The organism is Pseudomonas sp. F-14 TE3482, assembly GCF_053629455.1.
In genome coordinates this window covers 5,044,532-5,071,253 of record NZ_JBRJII010000001.1, presented here as the reverse complement: position 1 = coordinate 5,071,253, position 26,722 = coordinate 5,044,532, and the positions used below count along the sequence as shown (strand labels likewise).

General features: G+C 60.8%; 15 protein-coding genes. 10 read left to right on the top strand and 5 right to left on the bottom strand.

The window, feature by feature from the left end; all coding sequences use genetic code 11:
- The first annotated feature begins 266 nt into the window (after positions 1-266).
- The 6 genes from AB7M26_RS22760 to AB7M26_RS22735 all read left to right on the top strand — a co-directional run bounded on the left by AB7M26_RS22760 (position 267) and on the right by AB7M26_RS22735 (position 12,761).
- A complete protein-coding gene (locus AB7M26_RS22760; protein WP_123496882.1) occupies positions 267-1,583 on the top strand; it encodes an MdtA/MuxA family multidrug efflux RND transporter periplasmic adaptor subunit in 1,317 nt (438 codons plus the stop codon).
- On the top strand, positions 1,580-4,684 hold the full coding sequence (locus tag AB7M26_RS22755) for an MdtB/MuxB family multidrug efflux RND transporter permease subunit (protein ID WP_123496880.1): 3,105 nt from the start codon (positions 1,580-1,582) through the stop codon (positions 4,682-4,684). Before AB7M26_RS22760 ends, AB7M26_RS22755 begins: the two co-directional genes overlap by 4 nt.
- Entirely contained in the window at positions 4,681-7,788 is a 3,108-nt protein-coding gene (locus tag AB7M26_RS22750) for an efflux RND transporter permease subunit (protein WP_123496878.1), read from the top strand. The genes AB7M26_RS22755 and AB7M26_RS22750 overlap by 4 nt, the downstream gene beginning before the upstream one ends.
- Positions 7,785-9,278 carry an efflux transporter outer membrane subunit gene (locus AB7M26_RS22745; protein ID WP_123496876.1) on the top strand — a complete coding sequence of 498 codons (1,494 nt, stop codon included), beginning with the start codon at positions 7,785-7,787 and terminating at the stop codon, positions 9,276-9,278. Before AB7M26_RS22750 ends, AB7M26_RS22745 begins: the two co-directional genes overlap by 4 nt.
- Before the next feature lie 369 nt (positions 9,279-9,647).
- On the top strand, positions 9,648-11,729 hold the full coding sequence (locus AB7M26_RS22740; RefSeq protein WP_123496874.1) for a putative bifunctional diguanylate cyclase/phosphodiesterase: 2,082 nt from the start codon (positions 9,648-9,650) through the stop codon (positions 11,727-11,729).
- Positions 11,730-12,014: 285 nt separating this feature from the next.
- Positions 12,015-12,761: an SDR family oxidoreductase gene (locus tag AB7M26_RS22735; RefSeq protein WP_008069154.1), complete on the top strand. Its 747-nt coding sequence runs from the start codon at positions 12,015-12,017 to the stop codon at positions 12,759-12,761.
- A gap of 150 nt (positions 12,762-12,911) precedes the next feature.
- Here AB7M26_RS22735 and mapR read toward each other — a convergent pair whose 3' ends face one another.
- From mapR to AB7M26_RS22720, 3 genes are all read right to left on the bottom strand, one after another.
- Positions 12,912-14,321, bottom strand: a complete 1,410-nt coding sequence (mapR, locus tag AB7M26_RS22730; protein ID WP_123496872.1) for a GntR family transcriptional regulator MpaR — start codon at positions 14,319-14,321, stop codon at positions 12,912-12,914.
- Positions 14,322-14,506: 185 nt separating this feature from the next.
- Positions 14,507-15,937 carry a cytochrome c oxidase accessory protein CcoG gene (ccoG, locus tag AB7M26_RS22725; RefSeq protein ID WP_123496868.1) on the bottom strand — a complete coding sequence of 477 codons (1,431 nt, stop codon included), beginning with the start codon at positions 15,935-15,937 and terminating at the stop codon, positions 14,507-14,509.
- 195 nt (positions 15,938-16,132) lie between these two features.
- Positions 16,133-16,366 (bottom strand): DUF3203 family protein, encoded by a 234-nt coding sequence (locus AB7M26_RS22720; protein WP_429386318.1) that lies wholly within the window; start codon positions 16,364-16,366, stop codon positions 16,133-16,135.
- Positions 16,367-16,494: 128 nt separating this feature from the next.
- Here AB7M26_RS22720 and AB7M26_RS22715 point away from each other — a divergent pair, with 128 nt between their 5' ends.
- Complete coding sequence (locus tag AB7M26_RS22715; protein ID WP_123496864.1) at positions 16,495-17,001, top strand: MgtC/SapB family protein; 507 nt, start codon at positions 16,495-16,497, stop codon at positions 16,999-17,001.
- Here AB7M26_RS22715 and AB7M26_RS22710 read toward each other — a convergent pair whose 3' ends face one another.
- Positions 17,002-17,187, bottom strand: a complete 186-nt coding sequence (locus AB7M26_RS22710; protein ID WP_123496862.1) for a hypothetical protein — start codon at positions 17,185-17,187, stop codon at positions 17,002-17,004.
- A gap of 216 nt (positions 17,188-17,403) precedes the next feature.
- Here AB7M26_RS22710 and AB7M26_RS22705 point away from each other — a divergent pair, with 216 nt between their 5' ends.
- The 3 genes from AB7M26_RS22705 (at position 17,404) to glgB (ending at position 25,181) form a co-directional block, all read left to right on the top strand.
- A complete protein-coding gene (locus AB7M26_RS22705) occupies positions 17,404-19,401 on the top strand; it encodes an alpha-1,4-glucan--maltose-1-phosphate maltosyltransferase (protein WP_123496860.1) in 1,998 nt (665 codons plus the stop codon).
- Positions 19,402-19,605: 204 nt separating this feature from the next.
- Positions 19,606-22,947, top strand: a complete 3,342-nt coding sequence (gene treS, locus AB7M26_RS22700) for a maltose alpha-D-glucosyltransferase (protein ID WP_123496856.1) — start codon at positions 19,606-19,608, stop codon at positions 22,945-22,947.
- A 2-nt stretch (positions 22,948-22,949) separates the two neighbouring features.
- The gene (glgB, locus tag AB7M26_RS22695) at positions 22,950-25,181 is read left to right on the top strand and encodes a 1,4-alpha-glucan branching protein GlgB (protein ID WP_123496854.1); all 2,232 of its coding nucleotides are present in this window, start codon (positions 22,950-22,952) and stop codon (positions 25,179-25,181) included.
- 134 nt (positions 25,182-25,315) lie between these two features.
- Here glgB and AB7M26_RS22690 read toward each other — a convergent pair whose 3' ends face one another.
- On the bottom strand, positions 25,316-26,383 hold the full coding sequence (locus AB7M26_RS22690) for an autotransporter domain-containing protein (protein WP_123496849.1): 1,068 nt from the start codon (positions 26,381-26,383) through the stop codon (positions 25,316-25,318).
- Between the last annotated feature and the right edge of the window lie 339 nt (positions 26,384-26,722).

The following is a 26,722-nucleotide window of genomic DNA, read 5'->3' as shown; positions in this document are numbered from 1 at the left end:
CTGTTGTGCAGGGCTGCGTTGCTCAAAGCTTATTTGGAATGACCAAACCACGCTTCTCGCGCCTTGCCCTGCACAACAGCAGACCCGGCGCGGCGGGGTAATTAATTGAGAACGCCCCCTCTGTCCAGGCCGTTTTCATTTGTGCTTCAGTGTCTTAGATAAATCTTCTGTTACGTAAGCCAAAGGTAAATTGCCGGTAAAGGCGCTTTGCTTAATACCCGCCAGTGCTTATCGTTCAGCCTCATGTAAAAAAGCCCACGCGCCCAATGGTTGATCACTCAATGCAATCTTCCGCTTCCCGTAATCCCCGTCGCTGGCTGTTTGGCCTGCTTGTCCTGTTGGTCATCGCTGGCCTGTGCTGGAAGTTCTGGCCCGCAGGCAGCAGTCCGAAGGAGGGTGCAGGGCAGAAAGCCGTTGCCGGACACACCGGCAGGTCGGGAGGGATGCGTCCGGGGTTCGGCGGGTCGACCGGTCCGGTCCCGGTGCGCGTGGCGCCAGCGGTCAAAGGCGATTTCCCGCTGTATTACAAGGCGCTGGGCACCGTGACCGCGCTGAACACCATCAATGTGCGCAGCCGGGTGGGCGGCGAACTGATCAAGATTTCGTTCGAAGAAGGGCAAATGGTCAAGGCGGGCGACCTGCTGGCCGAGATCGATCCGCGTCCTTACCAGAACGCCTTGCTCCAGGCTGAAGGCACCTTGCTGCAGAATCAGGCACAACTGAAGAATGCCCAAGTCGATGTCGAGCGCTATCGCGGCCTGTACCGCGAAGACAGCATCGCCAAGCAAACCCTGGACACCGCCGAAGCCTTGGTCGGCCAGTACCTGGGCACGGTCAAGACCAATCAGGCGGCGGTCAATGACGCCAAGCTCAATCTGGAATTCACTAAAATTCGCGCGCCGATCGCCGGGCGTGTGGGCTTGCGTCAACTGGACGTCGGTAACCTTGTTGCAGCCAATGACACCACGGCACTGGCGATCATCACCCAGACTCAACCGATCAGCGTTGCCTTCACTCTGCCGGAAAACAGCCTCGACGTCGTGCTGGCCCGCTATCGCACCGGCGCCAAACTGCCCGCCGAAGCCTGGGACCGTGGCGATACCCAATTGCAGGCCACTGGGGTGTTGCAGAGCCTGGACAACCAGATCGACGTCACCACCGGCACCCTGAAATTCAAGGCCCGTTACGAGAACCGTGATCAAGCACTGTTCCCCAATCAGTTCGTCAACGTCCACTTGCTGGCCGACACCCTCAAAGGCGTGGTGCTTGCGCCTTCGGCGGCGATCCAGTTCGGCACCAACGGCACGTTCGTCTATGCCATGGATGGCGACAAGAAGGTCACCATCCGCCCGTTGAAAGTCGGCGCCAGTGACGGTGACAACACGGTGATTACCGAGGGCCTGGCCGCTGGTGATCGGGTGGTGCTGGAAGGCACCGACCGCCTGAAAGAAGGCAGCGAAGTGGAGGTCGTCAACGACAGCAAGGATGTGCCGACCACTCCGACCGAGCACCTGCAAGGCAAATCGGCGGCCGATGCGACTGAACCCGCGACCACCGACAAGGCGAAAAAGGGCGGCGCATGAACATCTCGCGGCTGTTCATCCTTCGCCCGGTCGCCACGACCCTGAGCATGCTGGCCATTATTCTGGCCGGTGTGATCGCTTATCGGCTGCTGCCGGTGTCGGCATTGCCCCAGGTGGATTACCCGACCATTCGCGTCATGACGCTCTATCCCGGCGCCAGCCCGGATGTCATGACCAGCGCCGTGACGGCGCCGCTGGAGCGTCAGTTCGGGCAGATGCCCGGGCTGACCCAAATGGCATCCACCAGTTCCGGCGGCGCCTCGGTGCTGACCCTGCGGTTCAGCCTCGACATCAACATGGACGTCGCCGAGCAGCAGGTGCAGGCCGCGATCAACGCCGCGACCAACTTGCTGCCCAAGGATTTGCCGGCACCGCCGGTGTACAACAAGGTCAACCCGGCGGACACCCCGGTGCTGACCCTCGCCATTACCTCAAAAACCATGCTGTTGCCCAAACTCAATGATCTGGTCGACACCCGCATGGCGCAGAAAATTGCCCAGATCAGCGGCGTCGGCATGGTCAGCATTGCCGGCGGCCAGCGTCAGGCCGTGCGCATCAAGGTCAACCCCGAGGCCCTGGCGGCCAACGGCCTGAACCTGTCGGACGTGCGCACGTTGATCGGCGCCTCCAACGTCAATCAGCCCAAGGGCAACTTCGACGGCCCGACCCGGGTGTCGATGCTCGACGCCAACGACCAACTGACGTCACCCAAGGACTACGCCAACCTGATCCTCGCCTACAGCAACGGCGCGCCATTGCGGCTCAAGGACGTGGCAGAGATCGTCGACGGTGCCGAGAACGAACGTCTGGCGGCATGGGCCAATGAAAACCAGGCCGTGCTGCTGAACATCCAGCGCCAACCCGGCGCCAACGTCATCGAAGTGGTCGACCGGATCAAGGCCTTGCTGCCGAGCATCACCGACAACCTGCCGGCCGGCCTTGAAGTCACCGTGTTGACCGACCGTACCCAGACCATTCGCGCCTCGGTCACCGACGTGCAACACGAACTGCTGATTGCCATCGCGCTGGTGGTGATGGTCACATTCCTGTTCCTGCGGCGGGCCAGCGCCACGATCATTCCATCGGTGGCCGTGCCGCTGTCGTTGATCGGCACCTTCGGCGTGATGTACCTCGCCGGCTTTTCGGTCAATAACCTGACTCTGATGGCGCTGACCATCGCCACGGGTTTCGTGGTGGACGATGCGATCGTGATGCTGGAGAACATTTCCCGCTTCATCGAGGAGGGTGACAGCCCACTGCAAGCCGCGCTCAAGGGTGCCAAACAGATCGGCTTCACTCTGATTTCCCTGACCCTGTCGCTGATCGCGGTACTGATTCCGCTGCTGTTCATGGCCGACGTGGTGGGGCGCTTGTTCCGCGAGTTCGCGATCACCTTGGCGGTGGCGATCCTGATTTCCCTTGTCGTCTCCCTGACCCTGACGCCGATGATGTGCGCGCGGCTGCTCAAGCGTGAGCCCAAGGAAGCAGAACAGGGCCGGTTCTACCGCTCCAGTGGCGCCGCAATTGATTGGATGATTGCGGCTTACGGGCGCAAGTTAAAGTGGGTTCTCAAGCACCAGCCGCTGACACTGATAGTGGCCATCGGCACGCTGGCGTTGACTGTGTTCCTGTACATGGTGGTGCCCAAGGGCTTCTTCCCGGTGCAAGACACCGGGGTGATCCAGGGTATTTCCGAGGCGCCGCAGTCGATTTCCTTTGCGGCGATGAGCGAGCGCCAGCAGGAATTGGCCAAAGTGATCCTGGCGGATCCGGCGGTGGAGAGCCTGTCGTCCTATATCGGGGTCGATGGCGACAATTCGACGTTGAACAGTGGCCGGCTGCTGATCAACCTCAAATCCCACAGCAATCGCGACCTGAGTGCCACCGAAGTGATTGCGCGTCTGCAACCGGAACTGGACAAGCTGATCGGCATTCGTCTGTTCATGCAGCCGGTGCAGGACCTGACCATCGAAGACCGGGTCAGCCGCACGCAGTACCAGTTCAGCATGTCCTCGCCGGATTCCGAGTTGCTCAGCCTGTGGAGCGGGCGTCTGGTGGAAGCGCTGGCGCAACGGCCGGAGCTGACCGACGTCGCCAGTGACCTGCAAGACAAGGGCTTGCAGGTGTATCTGGTGATCGACCGTGATGCGGCATCGCGGGTCGGCGTATCGGTGTCGAACATCACCGACGCACTGTACGACGCCTTCGGTCAGCGGCAGATTTCCACCATTTACACCCAGGCCAGCCAATACCGCGTGGTGCTGCAATCGCAGTCCGGCGAGAAGATCGGCCCGGATGCGCTGAACCAGATTCACGTCAAGACCACCGATGGCGGTCAGGTGCGGCTGTCCAGCCTGGCGCATGTCGAGGAACGTCAGGCGCAACTGGCGATCACTCACATCGGCCAGTTTCCGGCGGTGATGATGTCCTTCAACCTGGCGCCCGGCGTGGCACTGGGGCATGCGGTGGAGATCATCGATCAGGTGCAGAAAGACATCGGGATGCCGATTGGCGTGCAGACCCAGTTCCAGGGAGCGGCCGAAGCGTTCCAGGCGTCGCTGTCGAGCACCTTGCTGCTGATTCTGGCGGCGGTGGTAACCATGTACATCGTGCTTGGCGTGCTCTACGAGAGCTACATTCACCCGATCACCATTCTCTCGACCTTGCCCTCGGCGGCGGTCGGCGCCTTGCTGGCGTTGCTGTTGAGCGGCAATGACCTGGGGATGATCGCGATCATCGGCATCATTTTGCTGATCGGTATCGTGAAAAAGAACGCGATCATGATGATCGACTTCGCCCTCGAGGCGGAACGCAATCAGGGCATGGACCCGGAAACGGCAATCTATCAGGCCGCGCTGCTGCGCTTCCGGCCGATTCTGATGACCACCCTGGCGGCGTTGTTCGGCGCGGTGCCACTGATGCTGGCCACCGGTTCCGGCGCGGAACTGCGCCAGCCTTTGGGTCTGGTGATGGTCGGTGGCTTGCTGGTGAGTCAGGTGCTGACGCTGTTTACCACGCCTGTCATCTACTTGTACTTCGATCGCCTCGGGCGGCGCTGGGGAAGTAAGTCCGAGTCTGTGGAACCGGTAGAACAGCCATGAACCTGTCCGGACCTTTTATCAAGCGCCCGGTCGCAACGATGTTGTTAAGCCTGGCGATCATGCTGCTGGGCGGCGTGAGCTTCGGCCTGTTGCCGGTATCGCCGCTGCCGCAGATGGACTTCCCGGTGATTGTGGTTCAGGCCAGTTTGCCCGGCGCAAGCCCGGAGGTCATGGCCTCGACGGTGGCCACGCCACTGGAGCGTTCCTTCGGCGCCATCGCCGGGGTCAACACCATGAGCAGTCGTTCCAGCCAGGGTTCGACGCGAGTGATTCTGCAATTCGACCTGGACCGCGACATCAACGGCGCGGCGCGGGAAGTGCAGGCGGCGATCAACGCCTCGCGCAACCTGCTGCCGAGCGGGATGCGCAGCATGCCGACCTACAAGAAGGTCAACCCGTCCCAGGCGCCGATCATGGTGCTGTCGCTGACCTCGGATGTGCTGGAAAAAGGCCAGCTCTACGACCTCGCCTCGACGATCCTGTCCCAGAGCCTGTCCCAGGTGCAGGGCGTGGGGGAAGTGCAGATCGGCGGCAGTTCGTTGCCGGCGGTGCGCATCGAACTCGAACCCCAGGCACTGAACCAATACGGCGTGGCGCTGGACGACGTGCGTAACACCATCGCCAACGCCAACGTGCGCCGGCCCAAGGGCTCGGTCGAAGACAGCCAGCGGCTGTGGCAGGTGCAGGCCAACGATCAGCTGGAAAAAGCCAAGGATTACGAGTCGCTGATCATCCACTACGCGGACGGCGCGGCCCTGCGCCTGAAGGATGTGGCCAAGGTCAGCGACGGCGTCGAGGACCGCTACAACAGCGGGTTCTTCAATGACGACGCGGCGGTGTTGCTGGTGATCAACCGCCAGGCCGGCGCCAACATCATCGAGACGGTCAGCGAGATCAAGGCTCAGTTGCCAGCGTTGCAAGCGGTGCTGCCGGCCAGCGTCAAGCTGAACCTGGCGATGGACCGTTCGCCGGTGATCAAGGCCACCCTGCATGAAGCTGAAATGACCCTGCTGATTGCCGTGGCGCTGGTGATTCTGGTGGTGTTCCTGTTCCTCGGTAACTTGCGTGCCTCGCTGATTCCGACCCTGGCGGTACCGGTATCGCTGGTGGGCACGTTTGCGGTGATGTACCTCTACGGGTTCTCCCTGAACAACCTGTCGCTGATGGCGCTGATCCTGGCCACCGGGCTGGTGGTGGACGACGCCATCGTGGTGCTGGAGAACATTTCCCGGCACATCGACAAGGGCGTGCCGCCGATGAAGGCGGCCTACCTCGGGGCCCAGGAAGTCGGCTTTACGCTGCTGTCGATGAACGTCTCGCTGGTGGCGGTGTTCCTGTCGATCCTGTTCATGGGCGGGATCATCGAAAGCCTGTTCCGCGAGTTTTCCATCACCCTGGCGGCGGCCATTGTGGTGTCGTTGCTGGTGTCACTGACGCTGACGCCGATGCTCTGCGCGCGCTGGCTCAAGCCGCACACGCCGGGGCAGGAAAACCGCCTGCAGCGCTGGAGCCAGCAGACCAACGAATGGATGGTCGGCAAATACGCCACCAGCCTTGACTGGGTATTGCGTCACCGTCGGCTGACCCTGCTCAGCCTGTTCGTGACGATTGGCGTGAACATCGCGCTGTATGTCGTTGTTCCTAAAACCTTCTTGCCTCAGCAAGACACCGGCCAGTTGATCGGTTTCGTGCGCGGCGACGACGGGCTGTCGTTCAGCGTGATGCAGCCGAAAATGGAAATCTTCCGCCGCGCCGTGCTCAAGGATGAGGCAGTGGAGAGCGTCGCCGGGTTCATCGGTGGCAGCAACGGCACCAACAATGCCTTCATGCTGGTGCGGCTCAAGCCCATCAAGGAACGCAACCTGTCCGCGCAGAAAGTCATCGAACGCCTGCGCAAGGAAATGCCCAAGGTGCCGGGTGCGCAATTGATGCTGATGGCGGATCAGGACCTGCAATTCGGCGGCGGCCGCGAGCAAACCTCCTCGCAATATTCCTACATCCTGCAAAGCGGCGATCTCGGCGCGTTGCGCGAGTGGTATCCGAAAGTCGTCACCGCCCTCAAGGCGCTGCCGGAACTGACGGCAATCGACGCACGCGAAGGCCGTGGCGCCCAGCAAGTGACCCTGATCGTCGATCGCGATCAGGCCAAGCGTCTGGGCGTGGACATGGACATGGTCACTTCGGTGTTGAACAACGCCTACAGCCAGCGGCAGATTTCGACGATCTACGACAGCCTCAACCAGTATCAGGTGGTGATGGAGGTCAACCCGAAATACGCCCAGGACCCGATCACGCTCAAGCAGGTGCAGGTGATCACAGCCGATGGTGCGCGGATTCCGTTGTCCACCATCGCGCACTATGAAAACAGCCTGGAAGACGACCGGGTCAGTCACGAAGGCCAGTTCGCTTCGGAAAGCATCGCGTTCGACATGGCCGAAGGCGTGACGGTGGAGCAGGGCTCGGCGGCCATTGAGCGGGCGATTGCCAAGGTTGGTTTGCCGGAAGACGTCATCGCGAAAATGGCCGGCACCGCCGATGCGTTCGCCGCGACACAGAAGAGCCAGCCGTGGATGATTCTCGGCGCGCTGGTGGCGGTGTATCTGGTGCTGGGCGTGCTGTATGAAAGCTACATCCACCCGCTGACCATTCTCTCGACCTTGCCGTCGGCCGGGGTCGGAGCGTTGCTGTCGATCTATGTGCTGGGCGGCGAGTTCAGCCTGATCTCCTTGCTCGGGCTGTTCCTGCTGATTGGCGTGGTGAAGAAGAATGCGATTCTGATGATCGATCTGGCGCTGCAACTGGAACGGCATCAAGGCATGGAGCCGCTGGAATCGATCCGCAGCGCTTGTCTGCAACGGCTGCGACCGATTCTGATGACCACCCTGGCGGCAATCCTCGGCGCCTTGCCGTTGTTGCTGAGCCGTGCCGAAGGGGCGGAAATGCGTCAGCCGCTGGGCCTGACCATCATCGGCGGGCTGGTCTTCAGCCAGGTGCTGACGCTTTACACCACCCCGGTGGTTTACCTCTATCTCGACAATCTGCGCCATCGCTTCAACCGCTGGCGTGGGGTGCGTACCGATGCTGCTCTGGAAACTCCGCTATGACTGACCGTTCGCTTATCAACCTGGCTGCACCGCTGATCACAGCGCTGTTCAAGGCGCAGCGCTCGCGTTTGCTGAGCCTGTCGCTGTGCGTGGCGATGCTCAGTGCCTGCGCCATCGGCCCGGATTACCAGCGCCCGCAAGCCTCCGCGCCGGCACAGTACAAGGAAGCGGCTGGCTGGCGTCAGGCCAATCCCAGCGATTCTCTGGCCCGTGGTGCCTGGTGGGAACTGTATGGCGATCAGCAGCTCAACGGCCTGATCGAACAACTCAACAACGCCAACCAGACCGTCGCCCAGTCCGAAGCCCAGTACCGCCAGGCCCAGGCCTTGGTGCGCAGCGCCCGGGGGGCGTTTTTCCCGACGGTGGACCTGACCGTGGGGAAAACCCGTTCCAGCCAGGGCACCGGTAGCAGCAGTTCGAGCCTGAGCAGTTCTTCCAGCGGTATTCGCGACACCTACACCGCGCAGGCCGGGGTCAGTTGGGAAGCGGACGTCTGGGGCAAATTGCGCCGAGGCCTGGAGGCCGATACGGCCAACGCCGAGGCGAGTTTTGCCGATCTGGCGGCGATGCGCCTGAGCCAGCAATCGGAGCTGGTGCAGAACTACCTGCAACTGCGGGTGATCGACGAACAGAAACGCCTGCTGGAAGCGACGGTCGAGGCTTATCAGCGCTCGCTGACCATGACCGAAAACCAGTACCGCGCCGGTGTCTCCGGCAAGGACGCTGTGGCGCAGGCCACCACGCAGCTCAAAAGCACCCAGGCAGAGATGGTCGACCTGATCTGGCAGCGCGCGCAGTTCGAGAACGCCATCGCTGTACTGATTGGTCTGCCGCCGGCCGAGTTCAGGCTGGCTGAAACCAAAGATATCCCGGCATTGCCGCAGGTGCCGTTGAGCCTGCCTTCGCAGTTGCTGGAACGCCGCCCGGACATCGCCTCCGCCGAGCGCTCGGTGATGGCCGCCAACGCCAATATCGGCGTGGCCAAAGCCGCCTACTACCCAGACCTGACCCTGAGCCTGAACGGCGGTTATAGCAGCAGCACCTCTAACAACTGGATCAGCGTGCCGAACCGCTTCTGGTCAGTCGGCCCGCAACTGGCCATGACCCTGTTCGACGGTGGGCAGCGCTCGGCGGAAGTCGATCGCAGCGAAGCGGCCTATGACGAAACCGTCGCTAAGTACCGCCAGACCGTGCTCGACGGCTTCCGTGAAGTGGAAAACTATCTGGTGCAGCTCAAGGTGCTGGAAGACGAAGCCAAGGTGCGTCAGGAAGCCCTTGAAGCGGCGCGCGAATCCTTGCGTTTGACCCGGAATCAGTACCGGGCCGGGCTGATTGCCTATCTGGATGTGGTGGTGGTTCAGGCCACGGCGTTGAGCAACGAGCGCAACGTGCTGAGCTTGCTGCAGAGCCGCTTGATCGCCAGCGTGCAATTGATCGCCGCACTGGGCGGCGGGTGGGACGGGCAGCTTCAGGTGAGCGACAAGCAATAGCACAGCCCCTGTGGTGAGGGGGCTTGCTGTGATGAGGGAAGCAGTGGCGAGCGCTTTTGTGGTGAGGGCTGTTGTGGCGAGGGAGCTTGCTCCCGCTGGACGGCGAAGCCGTCCCAAAAGTGCTGACGCGTACGTTCAGACAAAACGCATCTCCGGTTTGCGACTGCTACGCAGCCGAGCGGGAGCAAGCTCCCTCGCCACAATGATTTGTTGGCCATCGAGTCGTGAGCAACGACCACATAAACGTTTCATCACCTTGATGGCCTTTTGATGACTTTGTGAGTGCGTTCGTCCGCGGAATCAGTACAATCGCCGACTTTGCTCCCCGAGAATGAACACAGCACAGCGGGGGCGGTCGCGAGAAGTCCCATGCTCATTGGTAGTTATTCCCTTACGCTGGTTTTCATATCGCTTTGTGTGGCGATACTTGCCTCTTATACCGCGCTCGACCTCACCGGTCGCATCGCCACGGCGACAGGCCGGGCGGTGCATCTGTGGACGGCGGGCGGCGCTTTTGCAATGGGGGTTGGCGTGTGGTCGATGCATTTCATCGGCATGCTCGCATTCACATTGCCGATCGACCTGGGCTATGACGTTTCCCTTACGGCGCTGTCCCTATTGATTGCGGTCCTGTCCTGCGGTTTTGCTCTGTGGCTGGTCAGCCAGCCACAACTGCCGGCCTGGCAACTGGCGTTCGGTGCGCTGGTGATGGGCGCTGGCATCAGTGCGATGCATTACACCGGCATGGCCGCCATGCGCATGCAGCCGGGTATTGATTACGACCCTGCACTGTTTAGCGCCTCATTGCTGATCGCCGTCGTCGCGTCGGGCGCGGCATTGTGGATCGCTTTCCGCCTGCGTCGCCAGGCGCCTTATGTTCGCCTGATCCGCGGCGGTGCTGCGGTGATCATGGGCATCGCCATCGTCGGCATGCACTACACCGGCATGGCCGCGGCACGCTTTGCCGACGGCAGTTTCTGTGGCGCGGCGGCCGATGGCCTGAACGGCGAAGGCCTGGACAATCTTGTTCTGATCACCACCCTTGCCGTATTGAGCATTGCCTTGCTGACCTCGATCCTCGATGCACGCCTGGAGGCTCGCACTGCGGATCTGGCTCACTCGCTGACCGAGGCCAATCGCGAACTCACCCAATTGGCGCTGCACGACACCCTGACCGGGCTGCCAAACCGTGTGTTGCTGGCCGACCGTATCGATCAGGCGATGTCGAGGGTGCAGGAGCAGGGTGGCTGTTTTGCGTTGATGTTCATTGATCTGGATGGTTTCAAACCGGTCAACGATGCTTTTGGGCACCACATGGGCGACCAGTTGCTGCGTGAGGTCGGCCTGCGCTTGCGTGAAGATTTGCGTAGCCAGGACACTCTGGCGCGGATCGGCGGCGATGAGTTTGTGTTGCTGGTGCAACTCGCCGAGCCCAATGACGCGCTGAACCTGGCGGCGCGACAGGTGGGGCTGATCGCGCGCTCGTTCCGTGTCGCGGAACATGACTTGCAGATTTCCGCCAGCGTCGGCATCGCGCTCTATCCGGGCAACGGTCAGACCGCCGAAGAGTTGCTGATGAACGCCGACGCGGCGATGTACCACGCCAAGGGCGCCGGGAAAAATGGCCACAGCTTCTTCGACGCCTCGATGAACAGCAACGCGCGCAAACAGCTGCAATTGCTTCAGGACTTGCGCAACGCCCTGGATCAGCAGCAATTCAGCCTCTATTACCAGCCCAAGTTCGACGCCGGCCATGGCCGACCGGTGGGTGCCGAGGCGTTGCTGCGCTGGGAACACCCGACCCAGGGCATGCTTCAGCCGGACAGCTTCATCGATCTTGCGGAGAAGACCGGGCTGATCATTCCGATCGGCGAGTGGGTGCTCAATGAAGCCTGCCGTCAGATGCGCGAGTGGTACGTGCTCGGTTACACCGACTGGCGCATCGCGGTGAACCTCTCGGCCTTGCAGTTCTGCCACGCCGGGTTGGTCCAGAGCGTCGCCAAGGCCCTGGCCACTCATCATCTTCCGGCCAACAGCCTGACCCTGGAAATCACCGAAACCACCGCGATGAGCGATGCCGACGCGAGCATGACGGTGCTGCAGGAACTCTCGGAGATGGGCGTCGACCTGTCTATCGATGACTTTGGTACCGGCTATTCGAGCTTGATGTACCTCAAGCGCCTGCCGGCCAATGAACTGAAGATCGACCGGGGTTTCGTCCGCGATCTGGAACACGACAGCGACGACGCGGCCATCGTCTCGGCCATCGTCGCCCTCGGCCAGGCCTTGGGCTTGCGGATTGTCGCCGAAGGGGTTGAAACCGGTGTCCAGCAAGACTTCCTGACCCAGTTGGGCTGCGACTCGTTGCAGGGTTACCTGCTGGGGCATCCGCTGCCGGCCGATCGCTTCATGGCCGATATTCACCGAGGGGAGCAATTGGCGGCTGGCTGAAACCGGGCAGCTTATTGGGGGCAGACCTGTGGCGAGGGAGCTTGCTCCCGCTCGGCTGCGAAGCAGTCGCAAAACCAGTCGGCCTGGTGGGTCTGAAAAAATGAGGGGGCCGCTGCGCGCCCCAGCGGGAGCAAGCTCCCTCGCCACAGAAGCATCTTCAGCCACAGGAATAGGTTCACTTCAGATTGCCATCAGTGCAGCCATTGACGCAGGTTCATGCAAAACCGCGCAATGGCGGTTATTCTTGGCCCCGACTGCTTACGCTTGAAACGGGGGAATGCCAGCATGGACAAAGTCATCGTCATCACCGGCGGCAGCCGCGGAATTGGCGCCGCCACGGCCCTGTTGGCCGCAGAGCAGGGCTATCGGATCTGTATCAACTATCAGTCCGACGAACAGGCGGCGCACAGTGTGCTGGAACAAGTCCGCGCACTCGGCGCCCAAGCCATTGCGGTACGCGCCGATGTCAGCATCGAAGACGAGGTGATCGGCCTGTTCCACCGTGTAGACACCGAACTCGGTCGGGTCACGGCGCTGGTGAACAACGCCGGCACTGTCGGGCAAAAGTCGCGGATCGACGAAATGTCCGAATTCCGTATTCTGAAAATCCTCAAGACCAACGTCCTGGCGCCGATCCTCTGCGCCAAACACGCGATCCTGCGCATGTCACCCAAACATGGCGGGCAGGGCGGCAGCATCGTCAATGTGTCGTCGGTCGCTGCCCGCTTGGGCGCCCCCAGCGAATATGTCGACTACGCCGCGTCCAAAGGCGCGCTGGACACCTTCACCATCGGTCTGTCCAAGGAAGTGGCGGGCGAGGGTATTCGCGTCAACGCCGTGCGGCCGGGTTACATCTACACCGATTTCCATGCATTGAGCGGCGACCCGGACCGGGTCAGCAAGCTGGAGTCGGCAATCCCGATGGCCCGGGGTGGGCGGCCGGATGAAGTGGCGGAGGCGATTGTGTGGTTGTTGTCGGATAAGGCTTCTTATGCGACCGGGACTTTCGTCGATCTGGGTGGTGGGCGTTAATTTCCGAATTTGTGTTGTCCCGGCTGGCCTCTTCGCGGGCAAGCCACGCTCCCACAATGAACTGTGTTGGTCAAAAAGCTTGTGAACGACGCAGATCCTGTGGGAGCGCGGCTTGCCCGCGATGAGGCCGGGGGCGGCAACATCGAACTTTCAGAACGACCGCACAATCCGCCCCAACGTCTCCATCGCCTTCTCTGAATCCTCAGTCCACGGGCTCCCGTAATTCAGCCGAATACAATTCCTGAACCGCTGGGTCGGTGAAAAGATCGGTCCCGGGGCGATGCTGATCCCTTGCGCCAGCGCCATCTGAAACAACTTCAACGAATCCATCTGCGCCGGCAGTTCCAGCCACAGAAAGTACCCTCCCGCCGGCTGACTGACGCGCGTCTGGGCCGGGAAGTAGCGGGCGATGGCGGCGAGCATGGCGCTTTGCTGTTCTTCCAGGGCGTAGCGCAGTTTGCGCAGGTGCCGGTCGTAGCCGCCGTGTTGCAGGTAGTCGGCGATGGCGGCCTGGGCGGGCATCGAGGCGCAGAGTGAGGTCATCAGTTTCAGGCGCTCGATCTTTTGCGCATATCGCCCGGCCGCGACCCAGCCGATGCGATAACCGGGGGCCAGGCTCTTGGCGAACGAACCGCAGTGCATCACCAGACCCTCAGTATCGAAAGCCTTGGCCGGTTTTGGCGCCTGTTGCCCATAGTAGAGCTCGGCGTAGACGTCGTCCTCGATCAGCGGAACCTGGTGACTGCGCAATAACTCCACGAGTTCCTGCTTCTTCGCCTCGGGCATGGTCGCGCCCATGGGGTTTTGGAAACTGGTCATGCACCAGCAGGCTTTGATCGGATGCCGTTCCAGCGTCTGGGCCAGCACGCCGAGGTCGATGCCGTCGCGCGGGTGCACGGGAATTTCCACTGCTTTGAGCTTCAGCCGTTCCAGCACTTGCAGGCTGGCGTAGAACGCCGGGGCTTCGATGGCCACTAGATCGCCGGGTTCGGTGACCGCTTGCAGGCACAGGTTCAAGGCTTCGAGGGCGCCGTTGGTGATCAGCAACTCTTCCATGGGCAGCATCAGCCCGCCGACCATGTAGCGCAGGGCGATTTGTCGACGCAGTTGCGGGTTACCCGGCGACATGTCGGTGACCACCATGCGCGGGTCCATCTCCCGGGCGGCACTGGTCAGTGAGCGAGACAGGCGTTGCAGCGGAAACAGCGTGGGGCTGGGAAACGCCGAGCCGAAGGGCACGGTGTTCGGGTCCTTGATCGAGTCCAGCACCGAGAACACCAGTTCGCTGACGTCGACTTCGGTGGACTCGTTGACCTGGCTGCTGATCACCGGCTCCGAAAACGGGCTCGGTGCATGGGTATTGACGAAGTAGCCGGAGCGCGGCCGGGCGCGGATCAGGCCACGGCGCTCAAGCAGGTAATAGGCCTGGAACACCGTGGACGGGCTGACCCCGTAAGTCTGGCTGGCGTAGCGCACCGACGGCACCCGCTGGCCGGGACCGAGGACGCCGGAGCGGATCAGTTCAGCGATGTCGTCGGCGAATTTTTCGTAGCGTTTCATCGAGTGCCCGGTTGAAGTTATTCATGTGGTGCCCTTTTGTGGCGAGGGAGCTTGCTCCCGCTGGGGTGCGTAGCGCCCCCAAAAATTTACGACTGCTACGCAGCCGAGCGGGAGCAAGCTCCCTCGCCACAGAGGATCGCATCTGACAAAGGACTGCATCTGACAAAGGATTGCATCTTAATGGCTCAACGGTTCATCGGCGCAACAAACCGGCTCTTCGCCACGCTATGAATCTCAGGCTCATCACTGTCGACAATCTTGAAACTGATCGTCTGCGAGCTGCTGCTCGGCCGTTCCGTGGTCATCGCCACCGACACCGGCACATCCACAATCTCGCCCGGTGCCAGGCTCAGTTCAGTCTTGCCTTGCAGCTGGAAGCCATCGCCATCGACCAGCGTCAATCGATAATCCTGACGTTGCTGGGTCTTGTTGATGACCTTCAAGCTGTAGATGTTTTCGATCTGGCCTTCACTGTTCTCGCGGAACAGGCCACGGTCCTTGCTCACGTCCAGCGACACCATCGGCCGTTCCACCAGCGCCAGGGCGAGGGCGCCGATCATTACCAGTAGCACGGCGGTATAACCGATCAGTCGCGGCCTCAAAAGGTGGGTTTTTCCGCCCTGCAGTTCATGCTCCGAGGTGTAGCTGATCAGCCCACGGGCGTAGCCCATTTTGTCCATGATCGAATCGCAGGCGTCGATGCACGCGGCGCAACCGATACATTCCATCTGCAAACCATCGCGAATGTCGATGCCGGTCGGGCAGACCTGCACGCACAGCTGGCAATCGATGCAATCACCCAGCCCGACCTCGGTGGGTTTGACGTCACGTTTACGCGGGCCACGGTTTTCGCCGCGGGCCACGTCGTAGGAAATGGTCAGGGTGTCCTTGTCGAACATCACGCTCTGGAACCGCGCATACGGGCACATGTGCATGCACACTGCTTCGCGCAACCAACCGGCATTGATGTAAGTAGCCCCGGTAAAGAACAGCACCCAGAACAGGCTGACACCGCCGATTTGCAAGGTCAGCAATTCTTCGGCCAGCGGACGGATCGGCGTGAAGTAGCCGACGAAGGTCAGGCCGGTGAGCAGGCTGATCGCCAGCCACAGGGTGTGTTTGGCCGAGCGGCGGATCAGTTTGTTCAGGCCCCAGGGGGCGGCTTGCAGCTTGATTCGCTGGTTGCGCTCGCCTTCGGTGATTTTCTCGCACCACATGAAGATCCAGGTCCATGAACTCTGCGGGCAGGTGTAACCGCACCAGACCCTGCCGGCGAACACGGTGATCGCAAACAGGCCGAACGCAGCGATGATCAGCAGCGCCGAAAGCAGGATGAAATCCTGTGGCCAGAAGGTCGCGCCGAAGATGTGGAATTTGCTTTCGGAAAGGTCCCAGAGCACTGCCTGACGGCCGCCCCAGTTCAGCCACACCGTACCGAAGAACAGCAGAAACAGAACCCCCGCGCCACTCATGCGCAGGGTGCGGAACACACCCGTGAAGCTGCGGGTATGGATCAGGTTGTCGCTGGATTTGGCCTTTATCTTTGGACGCAATGGCTCATTGCTTTTTAAAAATGAGGCATTTTCAACGGTTCGGACGGGGATTCTATCGCTCATGGTCTTTCGCTCATCAGCCTCCATCAGGCCTGAGCACTATGACCAGCGATCTGTTTGCATAACAGACTCAGCTAAAGCAATAAAAAGCGGATCAGATGGGTTGTCCGCACCCGCCTGCGACAACTTGATGCACCCGCAATGGTTGGCCACAAACACCTGTGCCAGTTGTTTGTGGTGTGTGTTGATGCGGGTCAGTCAAATCACCGAATCACTGTCCGTGGCCTTCAAATGTCGGCGACTGTCCACTGCGCCTGCTACGGTCAATGCATCGGCTTCTGCTTCGGTGATGTAGATGCGCTGGCCGTTGAGGTCGACCGCCGACATGGATTTTTCCCCGTCGGTGATGATGGTCACGTCGGGGCAAAGACGGATTTCTTCGCCGTTTTGGGTGATGAAGAAGCAGGTCTGGTTTTCGATGCGCACGGTCATGGAGGCGTCCTTTTTCGGCGGATTCTGAAGTGTTAGGGCGCATCTGCCGGTCATCGTTCTGTGCAACCGATTAATGGTGGGGCGGTCCATCCTCTATCGAGTCATTACATCATCACAAGGAGTGCGCCATGGATGCCTGGTGGCACGAGGTTTGGGTGACGTTGCAAGCGGAGTTCGCCGACATCGGCGATGCTTCGCAACTGACGCGCATTACGGTGCGATTGCTGATGGCCGCCGTGCTGGGCGGCATTCTCGGTTTCGAACGTGAACAGAAGGGCAAGGCCGCCGGGGTTCGCACCCACATGCTGGTGGCGCTCGGTGCGGCATTGTTTGTGCTGGTGCCGCAGATGTCAGGATCCCAGGCCGACGCCATGAGCCGGGTGGTGCAGGGCGTGATCGCCGGCATCGGCTTTCTCGGTGCCGGGACTATCCTGAAAAACACCGATGGCGACGAGGGTCATGTCAAAGGCCTGACCACCGCCGCCGGTTTGTGGATGACGGCGGCCATTGGTGTTTCGGCCGGAATGGGCCGCGAGGCGACGGCGGTGCTCAGTACGTTGCTGGCGTTGGTGATTCTCGGTGTGATGCCGGTCGTGGTGCGCCAGCTGGAAAAGGAACGCCCCCCGCGCGACTGATCACTCAGGGGTGACGATTTCCGGTGGCTGCACAGTCGGTGGCTCTTCGCGCGGTGGTGGGTGAGTGCCTGGCGGTTCCTGTTCAGGGACGGGGGCGGGTTCGGTCGGCGGTGTTGGCTGTATCGGCGGTACCGTCGGCTCATCAATGTTCGGATCGGGTGTCTCGGCCGGGATTGGAATACTCATCGATACAGTCTCCAGTGGCAGATGGCGTGAGTCGTGCTTAAGTTGGTTGACCCGTACACAGGGAATTTGATTCCCCGAAAGACTTGGCAAATCCCTCTGAACTTTTACCGACGCCTGCTGTTCGGAACTTAAGTGAGTTCATGTCGGGGCAGACCGCTTCGTGTGAACGACGACCAGGCACAAGAGCGTCCTTGGGGCGTTAAGGAGAGATGCTCGATGACCGCTGAGAAACCCACAGAGTTGAGCTACAACCCGCATATACCGCTGTCGCAGGCGTTACTGCTACCGCGGATCGTGATCGAAAACACCATGCCGACCCTCGATGGCGGGCAATTCGCCGTTAAAGCCGTGATTGATCAGGACGTGGTGGTGACCAGCAAAGTGTTTGCCGACGGTCACGACAAACTGGCCGTGCGCATCCGCTGGCGTGCCGATGGCGACGAAGACTGGCAGAGCGAGGTGATGGCCGAGCTGGGCAATAACGGCTGGCAGGGCCAGTTTCGTGTCAACAAGCAGGGGCGTTATGTGTTCTGCCTCGAAGCCTGGATCGATCAGTTCGCCAGCTTTTGTTATGAGCTGAAAAAAAAGCACGACGCCGGCGTCTCGGTCAGCCTGGAGTTGCAGGAAGGGCGCACCCATGTCCAACAGGCCGCCGAACGCTCTGAAGGCCCGCTCAGTGAACAACTGGCGGCGTTACACCATAAGCTGTCCGGTCTGCTCGAAACCGAGCAGGTCGCCTTGTTTCTGCACCAACGCAGCGCGGACTTGATGGCCCAGGCTGACCATCGTCCCTTCCTGAGCCTGAGCCCTGAATACCCGGTGGACGTGGAGCGCACGCTTGCGCAGTTCGCCAGCTGGTATGAATTGTTTCCGCGCTCGATCACCGATGATCCGGCTCGTCATGGCACTTTCAACGACGTGCATTCGCGGCTGGCGATGATCCAGGACATGGGCTTCGACGTGCTGTATTTCACGCCGATCCACCCGATCGGCCGCAGCTACCGCAAAGGCCCGAACAATTCGTTGATCGCCGGCCCGGACGACCCGGGTAGCCCCTACGCTATTGGCAGCGAAGAGGGTGGGCATGAGGCGATTCACTCGGAACTGGGTACTCGCGAAGATTTTCGCCGGCTCGTCGCGGCCGCCGCCGAGCACGGGCTGGAAGTCGCCCTCGACTTTGCGATTCAGTGTTCCCAGGACCACCCGTGGCTCAAACAGCATCCGGGCTGGTTCAACTGGCGGCCGGACGGCACGATCAAATACGCCGAGAACCCGCCGAAGAAATACCAGGACATCGTCAACGTCGATTTCTATGCCGTGGACGCGATTCCCGGCCTGTGGATCGAGTTGCGTGACATTGTGGTGGGTTGGGTCGAGGAGGGCGTGAAGCTGTTTCGCGTGGATAACCCTCACACCAAACCGTTGCCATTCTGGCAGTGGATGATCGCCGATGTGCGGGCGCTGTACCCCGAGGTGATCTTCCTGGCCGAAGCCTTTACCACCCCGGCGATGATGGCGCGTTTGGGCAAGGTCGGTTACTCCCAGAGCTACACCTATTTCACCTGGCGCAACACCAAGACCGAGCTGGCGACCTATTTCACCGAACTCAATGAGTCGCCGTGGCGTGAATGCTACCGGCCGAATTTTTTCGTCAACACGCCGGACATCAACCCGGCGTTCCTGCATGAATCCGGGCGCGCCGGTTTTCTCATCCGTGCCGCGCTGGCGACCATGGGTTCCGGGCTGTGGGGCATGTATTCGGGGTTTGAGCTATGTGAAGCGGCACCGGTACCGGGCCGGGAGGAATACCTCAATTCCGAGAAGTACGAAATCCGCCCACGAGACTTCAATGCGCCGGGCAACATCATTGCCGAAATCGCCCAGCTTAACCGCATCCGCCGGCAGAACCCGGCGCTGCACACGCACTTGGGCCTGAAGGTCTACAACGCGTGGAACGACAATATTTTGTACTTCGGCAAACGCAGCGTCGACGGCAGCAATTTCATTCTGGTGGCGGTCAGCCTCGATCCGCATCACGCCCAGGAGGCAAACTTCGAATTGCCGCTGTGGGAAATGGGCCTGCCCGATGATGCCGTCACTCAGGGCGAAGACTTGATGAACGGCCACCGCTGGACCTGGCACGGCAAGTACCAGTTCATGCGGATCGAACCGTGGCATCTGCCGTTCGGGATTTGGAGGATATCCGCCTTTTGAATACACCGCGCTTCCTGTGGCGAGGGAGCTTGCTCCCGCTCGGCTGCGAAGCAGTCGCAAACCCGGTGAATACGGTGCAACTGATGAACTGCAATGGGGTTGCTGCGCAACCCAGCGGGAGCAAGCTCCCTCGCCACAAAGAGCCGCCCTCGGCAGCAGAGTGTTTCGCCTTAGTGGCTTTATTGAATTGAACAGGAGTTACAAATGGCGAAGAAACCCAGGTCAGCCACCTTTATCAAGGACCCGCTCTGGTACAAGGATGCGGTGATCTACCAGGTTCACGTTAAGTCTTTTTTCGACTCCAACAATGACGGGATCGGCGACTTTCCCGGCCTTATCGCCAAACTCGATTACATTGCCGATCTGGGTGTCAACACCATCTGGCTGTTGCCGTTCTACCCCTCGCCACGACGCGACGATGGCTATGACATCGCCGAATACCGTGGCGTGCATCCTGACTACGGCACCATGGCCGATGCCAAGCGCTTCATTGCCGAGGCCCATAAACGCGGCCTGCGGGTGATTACCGAACTGGTCATCAACCACACCTCGGACCAGCACGCGTGGTTCCAGCGCGCGCGCAAGGCCAAGCCCGGTTCGGCGGCCCGCGACTTCTATGTCTGGTCTGATAACGATCAAAAATACGATGGCACCCGCATCATCTTTCTCGACACCGAAAAGTCCAACTGGACGTGGGACCCGGTGGCCGGTCAGTACTTCTGGCACCGTTTCTATTCCCACCAGCCGGACCTGAACTTCGACAACCCGCAAGTGATGAAAGCGGTGCTGTCGGTGATGCGTTACTGGCTCGACATGGGCATCGACGGTCTGCGGCTGGACGCGATCCCGTACCTGATCGAGCGCGACGGCACCAACAACGAAAACCTGCCCGAGACCCACGATGTCCTCAAGCAGATCCGCGCCGAGATCGACGCCAATTACCCCGATCGCATGCTGCTGGCCGAGGCCAATCAGTGGCCGGAAGACACTCAGTTGTACTTTGGCAACACCTCTGCCGACGGCCAGAACGGCGACGAATGCCACATGGCCTTTCACTTCCCGCTGATGCCGCGCATGTACATGGCGCTGGCTCAGGAAGATCGTTTCCCGATCACCGACATTCTGCGCCAGACCCCGGAAATTCCCGCCAACTGCCAGTGGGCGATTTTCCTGCGCAACCACGATGAGCTGACCCTGGAAATGGTCACCGACCGGGAGCGCGATTACCTGTGGAATTACTACGCCGCCGACCGTCGGGCGCGGATCAATCTGGGGATTCGCCGGCGTCTGGCGCCGTTGATGGAACGTGATCGTCGTCGCGTGGAGCTGCTTAACAGCCTGCTGCTGTCGATGCCCGGCACGCCGACCCTGTATTACGGCGATGAAATCGGCATGGGCGATAACATCTACCTCGGCGACCGCGACGGTGTGCGCACGCCGATGCAATGGTCGATCGACCGTAATGGCGGTTTCTCCCGCGCCGACCCGGCCAGTCTGGTGTTGCCGCCGATCATGGACCCGCTCTATGGCTACCTGTCGGTCAACGTCGAAACCCAGGCCGGTGACCCTCATTCGTTATTGAACTGGAACCGGCGTCTGCTCGCGGTGCGCAAGCAGTCCAAGGCCTTCGGTCGTGGGACGCTGAAGATGCTCTCACCGAGCAATCGACGGATTCTGGCATATACCCGCGAATTCACCGGCCCGGACGGTAAGCACGAGATTATTCTGTGCGTGGCCAACGTGTCCCGCAGCGCGCAGGCGGCGGAGCTGGATCTGTCGGCTTATGTCGGCATGGTTCCGGTGGAGATGCTCGGCGGCAATGCGTTCCCGCCCATCGGCCAGTTGAATTTCCTGCTGACGCTGGCGCCTTATGGCTTCTATTGGTTCGGGCTGGCGGCGGAAAACCAAATGCCGAGCTGGCACGTGGAGCCGGCGCAAAGCCTGCCGGACTTCACCACCCTGGTGCTGAAGAAACGCATGGAAGAGCTGCTCGAAGCGCCATCCCGCCACACCCTGGAGCAGGGCATTCTGCCGAGCTGGTTGCAGAACCGCCGCTGGTACGCCGGCAAGGACGGCATCATCGATAACGTCAACCTCGCTTACGGCGTGCGTTTCGGCGACCCACAGCATCCCGTGCTGCTGGGTGAGATCGACGTCACCAGCGGCGGTCAGACCAGCCGTTACCAGTTGCCATTCGGTTTTATCTCCGAGGAACAGGTCGGCGCGGCGTTGCCGCAGCAATTGGCACTGGCCCGGGTCCGGCGCGGTCGTCAGGTCGGCTTGATCACCGATGCCTTCAGCCTCGACAGCTTTGTTCATGCCGTGTTGCAGAGCATGCAGGCCGGCATGGTGTTGCCGTCAGACGGTGGCGAGATCTGTTTCGAGCCGACCGACGAACTGACCAGGCTTGGCCTGACGGCCGAGTCGGAGGTGCGGTACCTGTCCGCCGAGCAGTCCAACAGTTCGGTGGTGATCGGCAGCAGCCTGGTGCTGAAATTGATTCGCAAGGTCGCGTCAGGCGTGCACCCGGAACTGGAAATGAGCGCGTACCTGACCCATGCCGGTTTCCAGAATATTTCGCCGTTGCTGGGCGCGGTGATTCGTCGCGATGCAGCGGGCGAGGACACGCTGTTGATGATCGCCCAAGGCTACTTGAGCAATCAGGGCGACGCGTGGGAGTGGACCCAGAACAACCTCGAACGGGCACTTCGCGACGAACTCGCTGATGCCGTGTCGGAGCAGGAGCAGCACTACAACGCCCTCGGCGAGCTGAAGGATTTTGCCGGCATGCTCGGCCAGCGCCTGGGGGAAATGCATCAGGTGTTGGCGGCCCCGAGCGCTAACCCGGACTTCGCCCCACAGATCACCACCCAGAAAGATGCCCTGGCCTCGGCCAAGGACGTGGCGGCGCAACTGGAGCATGCCCTGAAGCTGCTCAAGCAGCATCAAACTGAACTGAACACCGCGGATCAGGCATTGGTCAATCGTTTGCTGGACAACAAAAAAGCCATCCTCAGCCATGTCCAGGAACTGGGTAAAAAGGCTGCTGGCGGGTTACGTATTCGCGTCCATGGCGACTTGCACCTGGGGCAGGTGCTGGTGATCAAGGGCGATGCCTACCTGATCGATTTCGAGGGCGAACCGGCGCGGCCGCTGCATGAGCGCCGAGGCAAACACAGCCCTTATAAAGATGTCAGCGGCGTGTTGCGCTCCTTCGATTATGCGGCGGCGATGACGATCAACGTGCACAACGTCGATAACACTGCCGACGCCCAAGCGGCGCGTCAACGGGTCGCCGATCGTTATCTGAAAGAGGCGCGGCAAGCATTTGTCGACGCTTATCGGCTGGCGGCAGCTAGTCTTGCTCATGCATGGCAAGATCCTGAAGGCGAGGACGCCGCGCTGGCGTTGTTCGGTCTGGAGAAGGCGGCTTATGAAGTGGCCTATGAGGCTGAAAATCGCCCCACCTGGCTGCCCGTGCCGTTGCACGGTCTGTACGGGTTATTGAGTGGGCTCAAACCCTTTTCCGATCTTGGTGGAGAGTAGTCATGAGTATCTCGAACAAGGAACAGGGGCACGTGGAACAGGCGCTGCTGCCCAGGGCACGGGATATCGATGCGTTGGTACGCGCTGAGCATCGGGATCCCTTCGCAATTCTCGGCCCGCACGGCGATGGCGCTGGCGGGCAATTCATTCGCGCCTATCTACCGGACGCCTTGAGTGTGCAGGTGGTGGACAAGGAATCCGGGGAAGAGCTCGGCAGCCTTGAGACCACCCAAACCCCGGGGCTGTTCGTCGGGCACTTCGAGCGGGCCCGACCCTATCTGTTGCGAACCCGTTGGGCCGGTGGCGAGCAACTCGCCGAGGATCCTTACAGCTTTGGCCCGTTACTCGGCGAGATGGATTTGTACCTGTTCGCCGAGGGTAATCACCGGGACTTGAGCAGTTGCCTCGGCGCGCAACTGAAGACGGTCGATGGCGTGGAGGGTGTGCGCTTCGCCGTATGGGCGCCGAATGCCAAAAGGGTCTCGGTGGTTGGTGATTTCAACGTCTGGGACGGTCGTCGTCATCCGATGCGTCTGCGCCATCCTTCCGGTGTCTGGGAGTTGTTCATTCCGCGCCTGCAAGCGGGGGAAGCCTACAAATACGAAATTCTCGGCGCCCACGGCATTCTGCCGCTCAAGGCCGACCCGATGGCCCTGGCCACCGCTTTGCCACCGGACACCGCATCGAAAGTCGCCGCGCCGCTGAAAATCGACTGGAAGGACCACGACTGGATGCAGTCGCGGGGCGAACGTCAGCGAACCAGCGCACCGCTGTCGATTTACGAGTTGCACGCCGGTTCCTGGCAATGCGAGCTGGATGATCTGGGCGAGGTCGCCCGTCAGTACACCTGGCCCGAGTTGGCCGAGCGGCTGATTCCTTATGTAAAGGAGCTGGGTTTCACCCACATCGAACTGATGCCGATCATGGAGCATCCGTTCGGTGGTTCCTGGGGTTATCAACTGCTGTCGCAATTCGCCCCGAGCGCCCGTTACGGCACGCCGGATGACTTCGCCGCGTTCGTCAATGCCTGTCACCAGGCCGAGATTGGCGTGATCCTCGATTGGGTGCCGGCGCATTTCCCCACCGATACCCACGGGCTGGCGCAGTTCGACGGCACGGCGTTGTACGAGTACGGCAACCCGCAGGAAGGTTTTCACCAGGACTGGGACACGCTGATCTACAACCTGGGCCGCACCGAGGTGCACGGCTACATGCTGGCCTCGGCGCTGCACTGGCTCAAGCATTTCCACGTCGATGGCCTGCGCGTGGACGCAGTGGCGTCGATGCTGTATCGCGATTACTCGCGCAAGGCCGGCGAGTGGGTGCCCAACCGTCACGGCGGTCGGGAGAATCTGGAGGCCATTGATTTCGTCCGCCATCTCAACGATGTGGTGGCCCTGGAAGCACCGGGGGCGCTGGTGATTGCCGAAGAATCCACGGCGTGGCCGGGTGTCAGCCAGAGCACGCAACAGGGTGGGCTGGGTTTTGCCTATAAGTGGAACATGGGCTGGATGCACGACTCGCTGCATTACATTCAGCAGGATCCGGTGTACCGCGCCCATCATCACAATGAGCTGAGTTTCGGCCTGGTGTATGCCTGGTCCGAACGCTTCATCCTGCCGATTTCTCACGATGAAGTGGTGCATGGCAAGCATTCGCTGATCGACAAGATGCCGGGGGATCGCTGGCAGAAGTTTGCCAATTTGCGGGCTTATCTGAGTTTCATGTGGACGCATCCCGGCAAGAAATTGTTGTTCATGGGCTGCGAATTCGGCCAATGGCGTGAGTGGAATCACGATCAGCAACTGGACTGGTATTTACTGCAATACCCGGAACACCAGGGGGTGCGCAAACTGGTCGGTGACCTGAATCGGTTGTATCGCGAAGAACCGGCGCTGCACGATCAGGACGATGCCCCGCAAGGCTTCCAGTGGTTGATCGGCGACGATGCGGTCAACAGCGTTTACGCCTGGCTGCGCTGGAGCAAGGAGGGCAGGCCGGTATTGGTGGTGGCCAACTTTACCCCGGTGCCGCGTCAGTCCTACCGTGTAGGCGTTCCGTTTGCCGGGCGCTGGGTCGAGTTGATCAACAGCGATGCCGACACCTATGCCGGGTCCAATTACGGCAATGGCGGCGGGGTGTTCACCGACGAAGAACCGAGCCATGGCCAGGCCCTCTCACTGGAGTTGAATTTGCCGCCGTTGGGGGTGTTGATTTTGCGGCCGGAGGGTTGATCTAAAATCGCGTCCTGATCGTTCCCACGCTCTGCGTGGGAATGCAGCCGGGACGCTCCGCGTCCCAAGAGCGGACGCAAAGCGTCCATTGAGGCATTCCCATGCGGAGCGTGGGAACGATCATCGGCCAGGCTTCACCACCGCATCCGCACCCCCAAACTGCCAATCAACCCGTTCAAATCATTGTCATCCACATCGCTGCTGTAATCGGCGCTGACGTACAGGCTGACCAAAGGCGTCACTCTGGCGACCAGCCCCAAACCCACATCCACCGTTGAGGATTTGCGGCTGCTGCTGATTTTGTCGACCTGATCCAGGCTCACGGTATTACCGGTGTATACCGTGTGCCACACGTTGGTTCGCACATAGGGTTCGACCGGCAGGCCGTTGATATCGTAACTGCCTTTCAAGCGTGCACCGACCCGACCGCTCCAGGACGACATGTCGCTGGAGGAGCCGTTGCCGGAGCCGGCATAGGGCGTATCCAGCGTAATGCGTTGATTGATCAACTGCGCCTGGGGTTCGATCACCCAGTTATTACCCAGGCCAATCGGGAAACCACCTTCCACCGACAGCGTCACCGCGCTGCCTTCGGCGGCTTGTCGCGCGCCCTGGTCATTGCGGCTGTAGCCGTTGACCCGGCCGCCGCTGGCGCTCAAGTCTACGTGCCAGCCTTGTGGGCCGGTCAGGCTCCAGTAGGCGCCGAGACTCTGGCCTTGAAGGTTGAGCGTGTCATGACCGGGGTCGGCGAGGGCGCGACTGGTCAGCAGACCGTTGTCATTGCCCTGGAATTGGGTGGTGCCGCCGATCAGTCCGACCCGCTGGGTATGGCCGCTGTTGCTTTGGACGGTCAGCAGCGCCGGGCTTTTGAATTCGCTGGCGCCAGGGATGGAAGAGCCTTGGGCCAGATAGTCGGTTTGGGCCTGCCGCGAGGTCTTTCCATAGACGTGGTCCCAAGCCGAAGGCGCGGCGTCTTCGACCGTCAGGCGTGAGCTTTGTAAGTCTGGATTGGCACGTGAATGGCCGGGATACGTGGCGGAGCCGGTGGGCAAGGTAAGGGTCGGCAGTGCCTGGTTATACCAAAGCGTTGGTTCATCCTCGGCAGACGAGGCCTGCACCTCCATGGATGAGCACAGCAGGAGTGAACTCGTGACGGTGCAAAAAGTGATTTTGATCTCTTGTGGGGTGAATGAAGTTTTCATGGAGGTCTACCTTGCAATGGCATGCGTATCTCGCTTTGGCGTCTCTCCTACCCCGAATGAGGGGCGACCGAATGGATTGGGGCAGGGTCAGACCCGCCTTTTTTTACAGGAGTCTGGTGGCTTGCCCCTGATGGATTTCCGGGGGTAGTAAGCACTAGCTAAGAAGACTGCTGACGCTGCGTCAAGAAAGTGGCCGATAAGCGGTATGGCTATTTTAGGTGTTGTAAGTGACTGATTTTTGGCGCGTATATAAGTTGTTGTTTGTGCGAAAAATCATCCAGAAAGGCGCGGGCCAGACGCGTTTGGTAGGGGGCTATCGGTTGTTCGGCGGCTGATCCA